The organism is Streptomyces sp. R-74717, from assembly GCF_047305335.1.
Taxonomy (GTDB): Bacteria; Actinomycetota; Actinomycetes; order Streptomycetales; family Streptomycetaceae; genus Streptomyces; species Streptomyces atratus.
The window spans coordinates 851,984-868,292 of sequence record NZ_CP102361.1; the positions used below are offsets into that span (position 1 = coordinate 851,984).

Consider the following 16,309-nt stretch of genomic DNA (forward strand, 5'->3'; position numbering starts at 1 on the left):
ATGCTATTTCACTTCTTCCGGAGAGTGCGGTACACGGCCACGAGGGCGGCGGTGGAGGGATCGAGGCCGGGGACGTCCGCTCCTTCGGTGAGCGCGGGTTCCACGCGCCCGGCGAGGACCTTGCCCAGCTCGACGCCCCACTGGTCGAAGGAGTCGATGTTCCAGATCGCGCCCTGTACGAACACCTTGTGCTCGTACAGCGCGATCAGCTGGCCAAGGACCGAGGGGGTCAACTCGCTTGCCAGGATGGTCGTGGTGGGGTGGTTGCCGCGGAACGTACGGTGCGGCACCTGCTCCTCGGGAACGCCCTCGGCGCGCACCTCGTCGCTCGTCCTGCCGAAGGCGAGCGCCTGGCCCTGTGCGAACAGGTTGGCCATCAACAGGTCGTGCTGGGACTTGAGTTCGGGGCTCAGCTCGTCGACCGGGTTGACGAAGCCGATCAGGTCGGCCGGGATGACCTGGGTGCCCTGGTGGAGCAACTGGTAGTACGCGTGCTGCCCGTTGGTGCCGGGTGTACCCCACACCACCGGACCGGTCTGCCACGCCACCGGATTGCCGTCGCGGTCCACCGACTTGCCGTTGGACTCCATGTCCAGCTGCTGCAAGTACGCGGTGAACTTCGACAGGTAGTGCGAGTACGGCAGCACCGCGTGCGACTGGGCGCCGAGGAACGAGCCGTACCAGACGCCCAACAGGCCGAGCAGCAAAGGCGCGTTGGACGCGGCGGGTGCGGTTCGGAAGTGCTCGTCGACGAGGTGGAAGCCGTCGAGCATCTCGCGGAACCGGTCCGGGCCGATGGCGATCATCAGCGACAGACCGATCGCCGAGTCGTACGAGTAGCGCCCGCCGACCCAGTCCCAGAACTCGAACATGTTGGTCGTGTCGATGCCGAAGTCCGCTACCTTCTCGGCGTTCGTCGACAGCGCCACGAAGTGCTTCGCAACCGCCTTCTCTCCCTCACTCCCGGCTTCGCTCGAGCGGGAGGTGCCCCCGTCGTGGAGCCCGGCAAGGAGCCAGGACCGCGCCGACGTGGCGTTGGTGATCGTCTCGATGGTCGTGAAGGTCTTGGACGCGACGATGAACAGTGTCTCCGCCGGGTCCAGGTCCCGTACGGCCTCGTGCAGATCGGCGCCGTCCACGTTCGAGACGAAGCGTACGGTCAGCGAGCGGTCGGTGAAGGCCCGCAGCGCCTCGTACGCCATCGCGGGGCCGAGGTCCGACCCGCCGATGCCGATGTTGACGACATTGCGGATCCTCTTTCCGGTGTGCCCGGTCCACTCGCCCGAGCGGACGCGCTCGGAGAAGTCGGCCATCTTGTCGAGCACGGCATGCACGGCCGGGACGACGTTCTCGCCGTCGACCTCGATGACGGCGTCGCGCGGGGCGCGCAGCGCGGTGTGCAGTACGGCACGCTGCTCGGTGACGTTGATCTTCTCGCCGCGGAACATGGCGTCCCGCAGCCCGAACACGTCGGTCACGGTGGCGAGTTCCTGGAGCAGGGCGAGGGTCTCGTCCGTGATCAGGTGCTTGGAGTAGTCGATGCGCAGATCGCCGGCCCGCACGGTGTAACGCTCCGCGCGACCGGGGTCGGCGGCGAACAGGTCACGCAGCTGCGAGTACTGCAGCTCCCCTGCACGGTGGTGCTCAAGGGCCGTCCACTCCGGGCGGTGCGTGAGCTTGGGCGAGTCAGACATGACGGGGGTTCTCCTTGGTGCCGTCCCCGCGCAGGGCGACGGCGTACATCTCGTCCGCGTCGAGGCGGCGCAGCTCCTCTGCGATCAACTCGGAGGTGCTGCGCACCTTCAGGGCCAGGGTGCGCGAGGGCTGGCCCGGCAGGGACAGGGTGGCCAGTGGACCGTCGGGGCGGTCGATCACGATGTCGCCGCTCTCGGTGCCGAGCCGTACGGCTGTCACGACCGGCCCGGCGGTCACGATGCGCTCGACCGGGACCTCGAGCCGGGCCTCCAGCCAGCGGGCCAGCAACTCGGCACTCGGGTTCTCGGCCTCGCTCTCCACGGCGGCCGACACGACCTTCTTGCGGGCCTGGTCCAGCGCCGCGGCCAGCATCGAGCGCCACGGCGTCAGCCGGGTCCACGCCAGGTCGGTGTCGCCGGGCGCGTACGAGGAGACGCGGGCCTGCAGGGCGACGAGTGGAGCCTCGACGGCGTACATGTCGGTGATCCGCCGCTGTGCCAGGGCACCCAACGAGTCCTTGGCCGGGACGTCGGGCGCGTCCACCGGCCACCAGACGACGACCGGCGCGTCCGGCAGCAGCAGCGGCAGGACCACCGAGTCGGCGTGGTCGGAGACCTCACCGTAGGTCCGCAGGACGACCGTCTCGCCGGTGCCCGCGTCCGAGCCGACCCGCACCTCCGCGTCCAGGCGGGAGTTCGTGCGGTCGCGCGGGCTGCGTGCGACGCGTTTGATGACGACCAGGGTGCGCGAGGGGTGCTCACGCGAGGCCTCCTCGGCTGCCTTGATCGAGTCGTACGCGTTCTCCTCGTCGGTCACGATGACCATCGTGAGGACCATGCCCACGGCGGGAGTGCCGATGGCACGACGCCCCTGCACGAGCGCCTTGTTGATCTTGCTTGCCGTGGTGTCGGTCAGATCGATCTTCATGGCCTGCGCCAGCTCCGTCCGTCTCGTGCGAGCATCTCGTGGGCTTCTTCGGGACCCCAGCTGCCCGAGGCATACGGCGCGGGCTTGCCGTGCGCGTCCCAGTACCCCTCGATCGGGTCGAGGATCTTCCAGGACTCTTCCACCTCCTGGTGACGGGGAAAGAGATTGGCGTCGCCGAGCAGGACGTCCAGGATGAGGCGTTCGTACGCCTCCGGGCTGGACTCGGTGAAGGATTCGCCGTACGCGAAGTCCATCGTGACGTCCCGGATCTCCATCGACGTACCCGGCACCTTCGATCCGAAGCGCACCGTCATGCCCTCGTCGGGCTGGACACGGATGACGATCGCGTTCGCGCCGAGCTCCTCGGTGGCGGTCGAGTCGAAGGGGGAATGGGGCGCGCGCTGGAAGACGACCGCGATCTCGGTGACGCGGCGGCCGAGGCGCTTTCCGGTACGCAGATAGAAGGGGACGCCCGCCCAGCGGCGGTTGTCGACCTCCAGCTTGACGGCCGCGTAGGTATCGGTCGTCGACCTGGGGTCGATGCCGTCCTCCTGCAGATAGCCGCGCACCTTCTCGCCGCCCTGCCAGCTCGCCGCGTACTGCCCGCGCACGGTGTGCTCGCCCAGGTTCTCCGGCAGCTTCACGGCCTTGAGGACCTTCAGCTTCTCGGTGAGCAGCGACTCCGCGTCGAAGGCAGCCGGCTCCTCCATGGCGGTCAGCGCCATGAGCTGGAGGAGGTGGTTCTGGATGACGTCACGGGCCGAGCCGATGCCGTCGTAATATCCGGCGCGGCCGCCGATGCCGATGTCCTCGGCCATCGTGATCTGCACGTGGTCGACGTAACTGCGGTTCCAGACGGGCTCGTACATCTGGTTGGCGAAGCGAAGCGCCAGGATGTTCTGGACCGTCTCCTTGCCGAGGTAGTGGTCGATACGGAACACCTGGTCCGGGTCGAACACCTCGTGCACGATCGCGTTCAGCTCGCGCGCGCTGGCCAGGTCGTGGCCGAACGGCTTCTCGATGACCGCACGCCGCCAGGAACCCTCCGGCGCGTCCGCGAGACCGTGCTTCTTGAGCTGCTGGACGACCTTCGGGAAGAACTTCGGCGGTACGGAGAGGTAGAAGGCGTAGTTGCCACTGGTGCCCCGAGACGCGTCCAACTCATCGACTTCGGCGCGAAGTTGCTTGAACGCCGTGTCGTCGTCGAAGTCACCCGGGATGAACCGCATGCCCTCGGCCAACTGCTGCCAGACCTCCTCGCGGAACTCCGTGCGGGAGTGCTCGCGCACCGAGTCGTGCACCACCTGCGCGAAGTCCTGGTCCTCCCACTCGCGCCGGGCGAATCCGAGGAGCGAGAAACCCGGCGGGAGCAGGCCCCGGTTGGCGAGGTCGTAGACGGCGGGCATCAGCTTCTTGCGGGAGAGGTCGCCGGTGACGCCGAAGATGACGAGGCCGGAGGGGCCCGCGATTCGAGGGAGGCGGCGGTCGCGGGGGTCGCGGAGCGGGTTACTCCAGTCGAGGGCCGGGACGGTGGCGCTCCTGTCGGCCGTCGCGTCGCCGGATCCGGCGGTCATGCCGCCCGCTTCCACGGCCGCGTCACCAGATCCCTCCGCCGCGGTGTGCGCATCCTGCGCGGCACCGTCGGGAAGCGTCTCGCGCTCGTTCACTCCCCCTCAACTCCCTTGCTGCTCAGCGAGATTGCAACCACGCCCAACAGGTCTTCCCAGGCTGCCTCGAACTTCGACACGCCCTCCTCCTCCAACTGCTTCACGACCTCGTCGTACGAGATCCCGAGCCGCTCGACGGCTGCAAGATCGGCGCGGTCCTGGGCGTAGCCGCCGGTCACCGCGTCGCCGTGGACGTCGCCGTGGTCGGCTGTGGCGTCGAGGGTCGCCTGCGGCATGGTGTTGACCGTGCCGGGCGCGACCAGCTCGTCGACGTACAGGGTGTCCTTGTACGCGGGGTCCTTGACGCCCGTCGACGCCCACAGGGGGCGCTGCTTGTTGGCACTCGCGGTGGCGAGGGCCGTCCAGCGGCCGGCGGCGAAGACGTCCTCGTACGCCTCGTACGCGAGACGGGCGTTGGCGAGTGCGGCCTTGCCCTTGAGCGCGAGCGCCTCGTCCGTGCCGACCTTCGCGAGGCGCTTGTCGATCTCGCTGTCGACGCGGGAGACGAAGAACGAGGCGACCGAGTGGATGGTGGACAGGTCGATGCCCGCTGCCTGCGCCTTCTCCAGGCCCGCCAGGTACGCGTCCATGACCTCGCGGTAGCGCTCCAGCGAGAAGATCAGCGTGACGTTGACGCTGATGCCGAGGCCGATGACCTCGGTGATCGCCGGGAGTCCGGCCTGCGTCGCCGGGATCTTGATCATCACGTTCGGGCGGTCGACCAGCCATCCGAGCTGCTTGGCCTCGGCAACTGTCGCCGCGGTGTCGTGGGCGAGGCGCGGGTCGACCTCGATGGAGACCCGGCCGTCGCGGCCGCCGGTCGCGTCGTACACGGGCCGCAGGATGTCGGCTGCGGCGCGGACGTCGGCGGTGGTCATCATGCGGACGGCCTCGTCGACCGTGACGCCGCGCACGGCGAGGTCGGCCAGCTGCTCCTCGTAACCCTCTCCGGAGCCGATGGCTGCCTGGAAGATCGAGGGGTTGGTGGTGACGCCCACCACGTGCTTCCGCTCGATGAGTTCGGCGAGGTTGCCGGATGCGATCCGCTCGCGGGACAGATCGTCCAGCCAGATGGAAACGCCTTCCTCGGAAAGGGCCTTGAGGGGTTCGGCAGTATTGCTCATAGTGATCATCTTCTTTCTGGCGGTCTGATCAACCACGCGCTGCGGCGAGAGATTCCCGCGCGGCGGAGGCGACGTTCTCGGCGGTGAAGCCGTACTCGGCGAACAGGGTCCTGGCGTCGGCGGAGGCGCCGAAGTGCTCGATGGAGACGATGCGTCCGGCGTCACCGACGTACCGGTACCAGGTCAGGCCGATCCCCGCCTCGACGGCCACGCGGGCCTTCACGGACGCCGGAAGCACGCTCGCGCGGTACTCCGCGGACTGCTCCTCGAACCACTCGACGGACGGCATCGACACGACACGCGTACCGACCCCCTCGGCCTCGAGCAGTTCACGCGCCGCGACGGCGAGCTGCACCTCGGAGCCGGTGGCGATGAGGATGACGTCAGGGGTCTCGGCGGAGGAGTCACGCAGGACGTAACCGCCCTTCACCGCCTCGGGGTTCGCCTCGTACGTCGGTACACCCTGGCGCGTGAGCGCGAGGCCGTGCGGAGCCGGGTTCGTGGCGTGCCGCTTGAGGATCTCGGCCCAGGCGAGCGCGGTCTCGTTGGCGTCGGCCGGGCGGACGATGTTCAGGCCGGGGATGGCGCGCAGCGAGGCCAGGTGCTCGACCGGCTGGTGGGTCGGGCCGTCCTCGCCGAGGCCGATGGAGTCGTGGGTCCAGACGTACGTGACCGGGAGCTGCATCAGCGCGGACAGGCGCACGGCGTTGCGCATGTAGTCGGAGAAGACCAGGAAGGTGCCGCCGTAGATGCGGGTGTTGCCGTGCAGCGCGATGCCGTTCATCTCGGCGGCCATCGAGTGCTCGCGGATACCGAAGTGGACCGTGCGGCCGTACGGGTCGGCCTCCGGCAACGGGTTGCCCTTCGGCAGGAAGGAGCTGGTCTTGTCGATCGTCGTGTTGTTCGAACCGGCGAGGTCGGCGGAGCCGCCCCACAGCTCGGGGATCACACCGCCGAGCGCCTGCAGCACCTTGCCGGACGCGGCACGGGTCGCGACGGATGTGCCCGCCTCGAACTGCGGCAGAGCGGCCTCCCAGCCCTCGGGCAGCTGACCGGCGACGACGCGGTCCAACAGCTTGGCGTACTCGGGGCCGGCGGTGCGCCACTCGGCGATCTGCTTGTCCCAGGCAGCATGCGCCTCGGCGCCGCGGTCGAGGGCCTCGCGAGCATGGGCCAGTACCTCGGGCTCCACCTGGAAGGTCTGCTCCGGGTCGAAGCCCAGGACCCGCTTGGTGGCCGCGATCTCCTCGGCGCCGAGCGCCGAACCGTGCGAAGCCTCGGTGTTCTGCGCGTTGGGGGCGGGCCAGGCAATGATCGTGCGCATCGCGATGATCGAGGGGCGCCCGGTCTCGGCGCGGGCGGCGGTCAGCGCCCCGTACAGCGCTCGGACGTCGATGTCGCCGTCGGCCGAGGGCTCGATCCGCTGGACGTGCCAGCCGTACGCCTCGTACCGCTTCAGGACGTCCTCGGAGAAGGCGGTTGCCGTGTCGCCCTCGATGGAGATGTGGTTGTCGTCGTAGACGAAGACGAGGTTGCCGAGCTTCTGGTGACCCGCAAGGGACGAGGCCTCGGCGGAGATGCCCTCCTCCAGGTCGCCGTCCGAAACGATCGCCCAGATGGTGTGGTCGAAGGGGGACTCGCCCTCCTGCGCCTCGGGGTCGAACAGGCCGCGCTCGTAGCGGGCGGCCATCGCCATGCCCACGGCGTTCGCGACACCCTGGCCGAGCGGACCGGTGGTCGTCTCGACGCCCGCGGTGTGCCCGTACTCAGGGTGACCGGGCGTCTTCGAACCGTGCGTACGGAACGCCTTCAGATCGTCCAGCTCCAGCTCGTACCCGGAGAGGAACAGCTGGGTGTACAGGGTCAGCGAGGTGTGGCCCGGGGAGAGGACGAAGCGGTCGCGGCCGGTCCACTCCGGGTCTGCCGGGTCGTGCCGCATCACCTTCTGAAAGAGGGTGTACGCGGCCGGCGCCAGGCTCATCGCGGTGCCCGGATGGCCGTTTCCGACCTGCTGTACGGCATCGGCCGCCAGAAGGCGGGCGGTGTCGACGGCACGCCGGTCGAGTTCGGTCCACTCGAATCCGTCAGGGAAGCTGTCGGGTATCTGCGTGCTCATCTTCAAGAAGTCCTCGATAGGGCCGGGAAACTGCTCTGATGCGTTCAAACTTAAAAGTATGACTTTTGCCGGGGAAGGTGTCCCTGTGTCAGCCTTCGGTGAAAGTGGGACAGCGAGTGCCGCACCGAGCCGACGCGAGAGGGACATGGCAGACAGAACAGACCAAGAGGGCGGAGGGATCAAGACCTTTCCCTTCCCCACGAACCTGAGCGTCTGCGGCGTAGGTATGCAGGTCGGACCCATGGAACCCGGCCGGACCTGGCACGCGGACGCGCCTCTGGAGCGCGTGCACCGCGTCGACTTCCACGTGGTGATGCTGTTCCACGGCGGCCCCGTCAGACACATGATCGACTTCGCCGAGTACGAGGCCTCCGCCGGCGATCTCCTGTGGATCCGCCCGGGCCAGGTGCACCGCTTCTCCCCCACGGCCGGGTACCGCGGGACCGTCCTGACCATGCAGCCCGGCTTCCTGCCCCGAGCGACCGTCGAGGCGACGGGCCTCTACCGCTATGACCAGCCCCCGCTGCTGCGCCCCGACGCGGATCAGCTGGCCGCCCTCGAACACTCCCTCGCCCAGCTGGAGCGCGAGTACATCGACACGACCACACTGCCGCTGAGCCTCCACACCGCGGTGCTCCGGCACTCCCTGACCGCGTTCCTGCTCCGCCTGGCCCACCTCGCGGTGAGCTCCGCCGAGACGGCACGCGAGCAGACCGACACCACCTTCACCCGCTTCCGGGACGCGGTCGAGAAGGGCTTCGCCACCAACCACAGCGTCAGCGCGTACGCGGACGCCCTCGGCTACTCCCGCCGCACCCTGGTCCGCGCGGTGCGCGCGGCCACCGGCAAGACCCCCAAGGGCTTCATCGACAAACGCGTCGTCCTCGAGGCCAGACGCCTACTGGCCCACACGGACATGCCGATCGGCCGCATCGGCGCCTCGGTGGGCTTCCCCGACGCAGCCAACTTCTCGAAGTTCTTCCATCAGCACACCGGGACGACTCCAGTGGCGTTCCGGGCAGAACTTCGCTGTGCAGGCGTCACGCCGTCGCGGAAAGCCAGGGCGTCGGCGGCCGATTCACCGGCCTGATAACCCTGTACGCCGGCCGCCTCCACCGACCCCGGCCGGGCCGGCGACGGGCTCGAACTCGCCCAGCAGCTGCTGTCCGGGCCCGACCTGCGCGGCGATGCGCGCAGCCCAAGCCGCCAACCGGGCGAGGCGTTAGGCTCATTTTGTAGACACGCGTTGCGGCCTACGGAGGCGGCCAGGAGCCAGAACGTCGAGTACCCGACGCCGTCGCGGGCCAAGGGCGAGAGGCTGCGAGGGAACATGGATCCGGCTGAGGCCAAGTACCCCGCCACGTAACGCACCCAGCCGTCCCAGGCGGAAGGTGAGCGCCTGGCGGAACATAACCGGGAGCTGACAGAGGCGGCGACCGTACGGTGGGGCTCCTTGCCGGTCCGCTCTGCAAGGGGCTCCATGCGCCGCCCCGTCTCCCGGCTCCGCCGCGGCCGAACCCCGTGAAACCAGCGGCCCCAGAAAGGGGCGCTGCACTGCGCGACCGTCATCGGCACCATGCCGCCCACGTGCTGCACACCGGGGGCCGGCCGGACTGGCGGCCACGACCGGCAGGGCCGCCGTTCGCCAGGACGCTTCCGAGGCACTCGGGACGAGCCCCGGTTGTCCACTTCACGCGTCCGTACTCGAAGGAGGTGCGTCCGGTATGGATTCAGAACGTGCCGACCGTTTGGTGTCGGCGCTTCGTGCCCGTGGCGTGATGGCCCATCTCGTAGAGGCGGGCGTCTACGAGTTCGGGATCCGGGTCGTCCTCGACGAGGGGATCGAGGCGCTGTGGGACGTCGACGGGGCCTCGGGGCTCGACGCGGAGATCGTCAGCGACGGAGTACTCATCGGCTTCGTACCTCATGTGTCCGGTTCAGAGAGCTTCACCGAAGAGCAGCTCGTGGAGAGCATCGCGACGACGCAGTACTCGGCGGAAGGGCTCCGCCCGCCCAGCGACACGCCCGCACCGACCGCGCCCCCGACCGGCGAAACTGCACCGTCGCCCGGTCCTGCGGCCACCCCGCCGGTCGCCCGCTACCAGCGCCGGGCACACTGGATCCGGCGAGGCGACAAGGACGGTCCCCGGCGCTGACCAAGCACCCGGCGCATCGCCCGACGCGCCCGCCTGCGACGCGACTGGCCGCCGTCTCGTCACAGCGGAGCTGGCACCTCTTCGCCCGACGGCAGGGCGGGGTGGCGAGAGGAGATCAGACCCGGCTGGTCGCGCACGACGCGACCCGTCCCCGATTCGGCCCTTCCCGGGTCGTGCCCGAGCAGGTGGCGGGTGACGATGGCCGGTGACAGCGCTGCGGGACGGGTTCGGCGGGCGACATGAAGCATGGTGAGGGGCAGGACGCCGGGATCGCCGGCCGGCTGGACCGCAGGCTCTTCCTCGCTGCCGCAGCGGGCGGGGCGGTGGCCGGCGGCGTGGCAGTGACCGGTTGCCACTCGTCCGCCGCCGGGGGGACCGGCACCGGCTCCACCCGCCCCACCGAGGAACGGGACAGGGCTCGGGCCGCAGACTCCGACTGGCGTATCCGTTCGGTGGGACCGCCCGGGGCCGTCGAAGGCTATGCCGACAAGGTGAGCGTGGTGCCGGGTGAGGAGTTCGGCATGTACGTCTCCACCACCGCCCCCGCGTTCCGAGTCTCGGCCTACCGCGTCGGCTGGTACGACGGGGCGCAGGCGCGACTGGTCTGGCGTTCGCACCGTGTTTCCGGGTCGGTCCAGGCCCGCCCCCGGCTGCTCCGGGTCACCCGGACCGTACGGGCAGACTGGCGACGCACTCTCCGTGTCCGTACCAGCGGCTGGCCGGAGGGCGCGTATCTGCTCCGGCTGGACTCGGACAACGGCCACCAGCGCTATGTGCCACTGATCGTCCGCTCGGCGAGCGCGGCGGGCAGAATCGTGCTGATGCACGCCGTAGCAACATGGCAGGCGTACAACACGTGGGGCGGCTACAGCCTCTACCAGGGCGAGAACGGTGCATACAGCACGCGGTCGCTCGCTGTCAGTTTCGACCGTCCCTACGACGGCAATGGCGCCGAGAAGTTCATGATTTACGAACGGGCGGCGGTGGTCCTGGCGGAGAGGCTGGGCATCCCGCTCGCCTACACCACGGGCGCGGACATCCATCGCGACCCCGGCATTCTCGAAAACGCCGCCGGAGCTCTCTCACTGGGACATGACGAGTACTGGACACCGCAGCAACGGGCTCACGTGACCCGGGCGCGCGACGCGGGCACCAACGTGGCCTTCCTCGGCGCCAACGCCTGCTTCCGCAGGGTCAGGCTGGAGCCGGACGCCACCGGCGCCGACCGCGCTGTCGTCTGTTACAAGACCGACTACCGGAACGACCCGTACCTCGCCGACCACCCGGACATGCCGACCAACGACTTCCGCCTGCCGCCCGGCGCCTCCCCCGAGTCGTCCCTGACCGGCGTCCTCTACGAGGGCTACCCGGTGGACGCCCCGTATGTCGTCCACCGGAGCGACCACTGGCTCTTCGAGGGGACGGGCGTGAAGCCAGGAGACTCCTTCGACCACTTGGTCGGGGTGGAGTACGACCGGGTCACTCCGGACATGCCCACCCCGGCGCCGCTCGAGATCATCGCCCATTCCCCTCTCGTTTGCGAGGGCAGACACAGTCACTCCGACTCCGCCTACTACACCGTGCCGAGCGGAGCGGGCGTCTTCGCCTCCGGGACGATGCGGTGGGTCGAGGCTCTGATGGCGGGGACCCGTGAGAACGGACGCAACCACGGCATGGACGCCCGTACGGGAGCTTTCGTCACCCGCGCGACGGAGAATCTGCTCCACGCGTTCGCGGCGGGCCCGTGCGGCCGGAGCAGGCCGAAGCCCAGGGACAATGTGAGGGACGTATACGCGTCCGCACCACGCTGACGTCATGATCGATCTCCCAGGTCACCGGCTCGCCCTGGCTCAGTGCGAGGACGTCACCATCGGATTGAACAGTGCGGCCTCGTCGTTGGCCACCCGCTACGACAGCTTCGCCGGCATGTCCTCACCGAGCGATCCTGTCGCGCGCATCCCGTGAGTGGTCGAGTCGTCGCGGGATGCCGGGCGGCCAATCGTTCCAAGCCACTACTGGGCTCTGCGCGCTGCCCCGACATGCGGTGGGACCGCTCAGCCCCGGCGGCCGTTGTGCCAGGCCGCCCCGGGCTCGTCGTTGCTGTCGCGTCAGCTCTGGTCTCCGATCCTCGCGGTCCTGCTGACCCACTGGGACAGGGTGAGCTGTGTGGGTGCCACATGGCGGCGTTCGGCCTTGCCCTCTCGGGACGTCCCCTGGTATCGGCCGGTCCTGTCAGCCAGGGCGTCGCGGAGCAGGGACAGGTGCACGGGCAGGGCTGCACGGAAGTCGTCCCCGTCCCGGCACGGAGGGCAGGTTGCCGGTCGTTCACTGATCGTGCGGTGCTTCTCGGATGCCGTGAGCATGGGAGGGGTCCTTCCTGTGCTGGGGTGTCGCCCTACACGGTCGTCGCGGCCGCGTAGGGCGTGGTGAGCCGGGCCCAGTCGGTCGGCAGCAGAGCTGCCGGACCGGGCGGGACGAGATGGATGCCCACCGGGGCTGCAATGGTTCCGGCGGAACTGCGGATGATGGCGTCGAGTGCGACGCTGAGCAGTCCGGCGGTGGTGAGGTGGAGGACGGTACCGAAGATCACACGGGTGATGCTGGGACTGGAGAGTGTGTGATCAGGTGATGTGAGGACGGGACCGCCCGGCCACCGAAGAGAGCGGCGACGCAGGCCGCGGTCAAGGATGCGAGCACGCAGTGTGATCGGCGCGCGGTGTGCGGCTTGATCGGTTCGGCGTTGTATCGCTTGGTCGGGCAGTGGGCTTCGATCATGGCGAAACCTCCGTTCGCCTTCTCACCTTCGCCCAGGAACGGCCCCTCGCGCGTCGTCCCCCCGCAGCGATTCCCGGCTACCACGGCTGCGGTATCCGCCACACCTGCCTACGACTGGGACGACATGCACATACCGCGCCGACGATTACTCGGACGCCTGTGAAGGCCCAGATTCCGTTGCTGGACTGACCAGGCCGCACTGATAGGCGATGACGACGAGCTGGGCCCGGTCACGAGCCGCCAGCTTGGTCATGGCCCGGTTGACGTGGGTCTTGGCAGTCAGTGGACTGACGAACAAATGTTCTGCAATCTCGTCGTTCGACAGCCCCAGTGCCGCCAGCCCCACGACATCGCGTTCCCGCCGTGTCAGGCACTCCAGCCGCTCGTGCACGCCCGCCGGGCACGGGTCCGGCTGCGCAAGAAAGCGCTTGATCAGTGCACGCGTCGCTGACGGGGACAGCAGTGCCTCGCCGGCGGCGATCGTGCGGACGGCGTCGAGAAGCTCCTCGGGCCGGGCCCCCTTGCCGAGAAAGCCGCTCGCACCGGCGCGCAGAGCCTCGGCGACGTGCTCGTCGTCCTCGAAGGTGGTCAGGATGAGCACCTTCACCGCCGAGAGGTCCTCGGACTCACTGATGAGCCGTGTGGCGTCGAGGCCGTCCATCTCCGGCATGCGGATATCCATCAGGACCACATGCGGACGCTCTGCACGCGCCAGTTCCAGTGCTTCCTGCCCATTGGACGCCTCCCCCACCGTCTCCATGTCGTCCGTGGAGTCGAACAGCATCCTGAAGGTACCCCGCAGCAGGGCCTGGTCATCCGCAAGCAGTACGCGAATCGTCATGCCCGTCTCTCCTCGGTGGTTTGCCCATTGCCAGGCCGGGACGCAGCGGCAGTTCAGCCGTCACGGTGAAGCCGCCCTCCGGACGCTCTCCCGCGTACAGCCAACCCCCGACCGTGGAAGCGCGCTCACGCATTCCGATCAGCCCGTGGCCCGTCCCCGGAGGGGCATGGTTCCCTCCGGCCCGTCCGTCGTCCTCAACGGTGATCGTCAGCCGCTCAGGGCGGTAGTGCAGGAACAACCGGGCATGGTCGGCGCCGGCATGCTTGTGCACGTTGGTCAGAGCCTCCTGCACGATGCGGTACGCGGCCAGGTCGACCGTCGGCGCCAGCGGTTCGGCGATGCCCCGCCGGGTGTGGCTCACGGTCAGGCCGGCGCGTTCGAACGACGCCAGAAGCGCCGGTACGCGCGCAAGGCCCGGCATGGGATCACGCGGCGCCACCGGATCGCCGGACTGCCGCAGCAGCCCTACGGTCACCCGTAGTTCGTCCAGCGCGGACCGGCTGGTGTCCCGGATGTCCTCCAAAGCGGCCAGGATCTGTTCCGGCCGCCGTTCCACCAGATGGACGGCCACGCCTGCCTGAGCGTTGATCAAGGCGATGTGGTGCGCGACGATGTCGTGCAGCTCGCGCGCGATCCGCACCCGCTCGGCCGCCACCCGCTGCTGCGCCTCCTGCTCACGCGTGCGCTCCGCGTGTTCCGCGCGCTCCTCCACGGCCGCCACATAGGCGCGACGTGAGCGCACCCCGTCCCCGACAGCAGCCGGCAGCGCCGTCCACGCCAGCATCGCCGCGTTGTCGGGGGCCAACCATGAGTGCGGGTCGCACAGCACGGCGGCGCCCACCAGTACGACGGCCGAAAATGATGCTGCGGCCCAGGTCGCACGCCGGTCGGTCAGCGCGGCCACGTTGTAGACCGACACCAGGACCGGGCTGATCACCACCGGGCTCTCCCGAATCCCGATTACCTGAAAGGCCACCCCGCAGGCAACTGCGACGGCCAGTACGCCGAAAGGGTAACGACGCCGCCACACCAACGCAGCGCAACTGACACCCGCCAGCACCACGACAGGCCACCGCAGGGAGAACTGGTGCCCGTGCCGTACGACCGAGGCAGCCGCGACCGACAGCACGAACAGCAGCGCCACGCCCAGTGCCTCCACCACACCGATGCGGGGCCGCGCCCCCCGTTTCAAACCGCTGATCACCGCCATGTCACCACGGTAGGGTCGACGGCTTGATCGGGCATCGTCTGGCGTGACAGGGGTGCCTCGACCGTCGCGTCCGCCCGTTCGCGGAGCTTTGGGCGGCGAACCGCAAATCCACGGTGTGCTGTACGACCTGTGGCTCCATTGCGTCAAGAATGAACCGGCCCGCGTCGGTTCCGCCGCCAGAGCGGCGGGGCGCTTCGCTCCAGCGGTGCCGTGCCCCGCCCTTCCAGTGCGACTTTGCATGATCATGCGAGATTATGCATACTCTTCCTATGTCTAAGGTCCTCACCTCCCTTCCCGCCGGCGAGCGCGTCGGCATCGCCTTCTCGGGCGGCCTCGACACCTCGGTCGCGGTCGCGTGGATGCGCGACAAGGGCGCCATCCCATGCACCTACACCGCCGACATCGGCCAGTACGACGAGCCCGACATCGCCTCGGTGCCCGGCCGCGCGAAGACCTACGGTGCCGAGATCGCGCGCCTGGTCGACTGCCGCGCGGCGCTGGTCGAAGAGGGTCTGGCCGCGCTCACCTGCGGGGCGTTCCACATCCGCTCGGGCGGGCGTGCCTACTTCAACACCACGCCGCTCGGCCGCGCCGTCACGGGCACCCTCCTGGTCCGGGCGATGCTCGAGGACAACGTACAGATCTGGGGCGACGGCTCGACCTTCAAGGGCAACGACATCGAGCGGTTCTACCGGTACGGCCTGCTCGCCAACCCGCACCTGCGCATCTACAAGCCGTGGCTCGACGCGGACTTCGTGACCGAGCTCGGCGGCCGCAAGGAAATGTCGGAGTGGCTGCTCGCCCACGACCTCCCGTACCGCGACAGCACCGAGAAGGCCTACTCCACCGACGCCAACATCTGGGGCGCCACGCACGAGGCCAAGACCCTGGAGCACCTCGACACCGGCGTCGAGACCGTGGAGCCGATCATGGGTGTGCGGTTCTGGGACCCCTCGGTCGAGATCGCCACCGAGGACGTGACGATCGGCTTCGACCAGGGCCGCCCGGTGACGATCGACGGCAAGGAGTTCGGCTCCCCCGTCGACCTGGTGATGGAGGCGAATGCCATCGGCGGCCGCCACGGCATGGGCATGTCCGACCAGATCGAGAACCGGATCATCGAGGCCAAGAGCCGCGGCATCTACGAGGCGCCCGGCATGGCCCTGCTGCACGCGGCGTACGAGCGTCTGGTCAACGCGATCCACAACGAGGACACCCTCGCCCAGTACCACAACGAGGGACGGCGCCTCGGCCGGCTGATGTACGAGGGCCGCTGGCTGGACCCGCAGGCGCTGATGGTGCGCGAGTCGCTGCAGCGCTGGGTCGGCGCGGCCGTCACCGGCGAGGTGACGTTGCGGCTGCGGCGCGGCGAGGACTACTCGGTCCTCGACACCACAGGCCCGGCGTTCAGCTACCACCCGGACAAGCTGTCCATGGAGCGCACCGAGGACTCGGCGTTCGGCCCGGTGGACCGGATCGGCCAGCTGACCATGCGCAACCTCGACATCGCCGACTCGCGCGCCAAGCTGGAGCAGTACGCCGGGCTTGGCCTGATCGGCACCGCCAATCCCGCCATCGGTGCCGCCCAGGCGGCCGCGACCGGCCTGATCGGCACCATGCCGGAGGGCGGCGCCGAGGCCATCGCCTCCCGCGGCGAGGTCTCCGGTGACGACGAGATGCTGGACCGCGCCGCGATGGAGTTCGGCACGGACTGACCAGCCCCGTCGAGCGGAGGGCTCGGCACCCCCGAGGGGGATGCACCACCGGAAAAGGCCGGCTCGGCGCCAACGGCGCCGAG

General features: G+C 69.1%; 14 protein-coding genes. 5 read left to right on the forward strand and 9 right to left on the reverse strand.

The genetic code is table 11. The annotated features are described in order from the left end of the window. Window positions 1–8: 8 nt before the first annotated feature. From pgi to tkt, 5 genes are all read right to left on the reverse strand, one after another. Window positions 9–1,694: a glucose-6-phosphate isomerase gene (pgi, locus tag NRF20_RS03985; protein WP_398632037.1), complete on the reverse strand. Its 1,686-nt coding sequence runs from the start codon at window positions 1,692–1,694 to the stop codon at window positions 9–11. Further along, window positions 1,687–2,622 carry a glucose-6-phosphate dehydrogenase assembly protein OpcA gene (gene opcA, locus NRF20_RS03990; RefSeq protein ID WP_398632038.1) on the reverse strand — a complete coding sequence of 312 codons (936 nt, stop codon included), beginning with the start codon at window positions 2,620–2,622 and terminating at the stop codon, window positions 1,687–1,689. Before opcA ends, pgi begins: the two co-directional genes overlap by 8 nt. Beyond that, window positions 2,619–4,196 (reverse strand): glucose-6-phosphate dehydrogenase, encoded by a 1,578-nt coding sequence (gene zwf, locus NRF20_RS03995; RefSeq protein ID WP_413754519.1) that lies wholly within the window; start codon window positions 4,194–4,196, stop codon window positions 2,619–2,621. Before zwf ends, opcA begins: the two co-directional genes overlap by 4 nt. 89 nt (window positions 4,197–4,285) lie before the next feature. Next, window positions 4,286–5,422, reverse strand: coding sequence for a transaldolase (gene tal, locus NRF20_RS04000; protein ID WP_413754520.1), 1,137 nt, complete (start codon window positions 5,420–5,422; stop codon window positions 4,286–4,288). 19 nt (window positions 5,423–5,441) lie between these two features. Continuing rightward, window positions 5,442–7,529, reverse strand: a complete 2,088-nt coding sequence (gene tkt / locus NRF20_RS04005) for a transketolase (protein WP_398632040.1) — start codon at window positions 7,527–7,529, stop codon at window positions 5,442–5,444. Between the two features lie 145 nt (window positions 7,530–7,674). Here tkt and NRF20_RS04010 point away from each other — a divergent pair, with 145 nt between their 5' ends. From NRF20_RS04010 to NRF20_RS04025, 4 genes are all read left to right on the forward strand, one after another. Then, complete coding sequence (locus tag NRF20_RS04010) at window positions 7,675–8,619, forward strand: helix-turn-helix domain-containing protein (RefSeq protein ID WP_398632041.1); 945 nt, start codon at window positions 7,675–7,677, stop codon at window positions 8,617–8,619. 634 nt (window positions 8,620–9,253) lie between these two features. Continuing rightward, entirely contained in the window at window positions 9,254–9,685 is a 432-nt protein-coding gene (locus tag NRF20_RS04015; protein WP_398632042.1) for a hypothetical protein, read from the forward strand. A 239-nt stretch (window positions 9,686–9,924) separates the two neighbouring features. Beyond that, complete coding sequence (locus NRF20_RS04020) at window positions 9,925–11,496, forward strand: N,N-dimethylformamidase beta subunit family domain-containing protein (protein ID WP_398632043.1); 1,572 nt, start codon at window positions 9,925–9,927, stop codon at window positions 11,494–11,496. A 4-nt stretch (window positions 11,497–11,500) separates the two neighbouring features. After that, complete coding sequence (locus NRF20_RS04025) at window positions 11,501–11,650, forward strand: hypothetical protein (protein ID WP_398632044.1); 150 nt, start codon at window positions 11,501–11,503, stop codon at window positions 11,648–11,650. A gap of 143 nt (window positions 11,651–11,793) precedes the next feature. Here NRF20_RS04025 and NRF20_RS04030 read toward each other — a convergent pair whose 3' ends face one another. The 4 genes from NRF20_RS04030 to NRF20_RS04045 form a co-directional block, all read right to left on the reverse strand. Beyond that, window positions 11,794–12,048 (reverse strand): hypothetical protein, encoded by a 255-nt coding sequence (locus NRF20_RS04030; protein WP_398632045.1) that lies wholly within the window; start codon window positions 12,046–12,048, stop codon window positions 11,794–11,796. Window positions 12,049–12,080: 32 nt separating this feature from the next. Further along, window positions 12,081–12,275 (reverse strand): hypothetical protein, encoded by a 195-nt coding sequence (locus tag NRF20_RS04035; protein ID WP_398632046.1) that lies wholly within the window; start codon window positions 12,273–12,275, stop codon window positions 12,081–12,083. A gap of 330 nt (window positions 12,276–12,605) precedes the next feature. Then, window positions 12,606–13,301 (reverse strand): response regulator, encoded by a 696-nt coding sequence (locus NRF20_RS04040; protein WP_398632047.1) that lies wholly within the window; start codon window positions 13,299–13,301, stop codon window positions 12,606–12,608. Then, complete coding sequence (locus NRF20_RS04045) at window positions 13,273–14,511, reverse strand: sensor histidine kinase (protein ID WP_398632048.1); 1,239 nt, start codon at window positions 14,509–14,511, stop codon at window positions 13,273–13,275. Before NRF20_RS04045 ends, NRF20_RS04040 begins: the two co-directional genes overlap by 29 nt. A 269-nt stretch (window positions 14,512–14,780) precedes the next feature. Here NRF20_RS04045 and argG point away from each other — a divergent pair, with 269 nt between their 5' ends. After that, on the forward strand, window positions 14,781–16,226 hold the full coding sequence (argG, locus tag NRF20_RS04050) for an argininosuccinate synthase (protein WP_398632049.1): 1,446 nt from the start codon (window positions 14,781–14,783) through the stop codon (window positions 16,224–16,226). The last annotated feature ends 83 nt before the right edge of the window (window positions 16,227–16,309 follow it).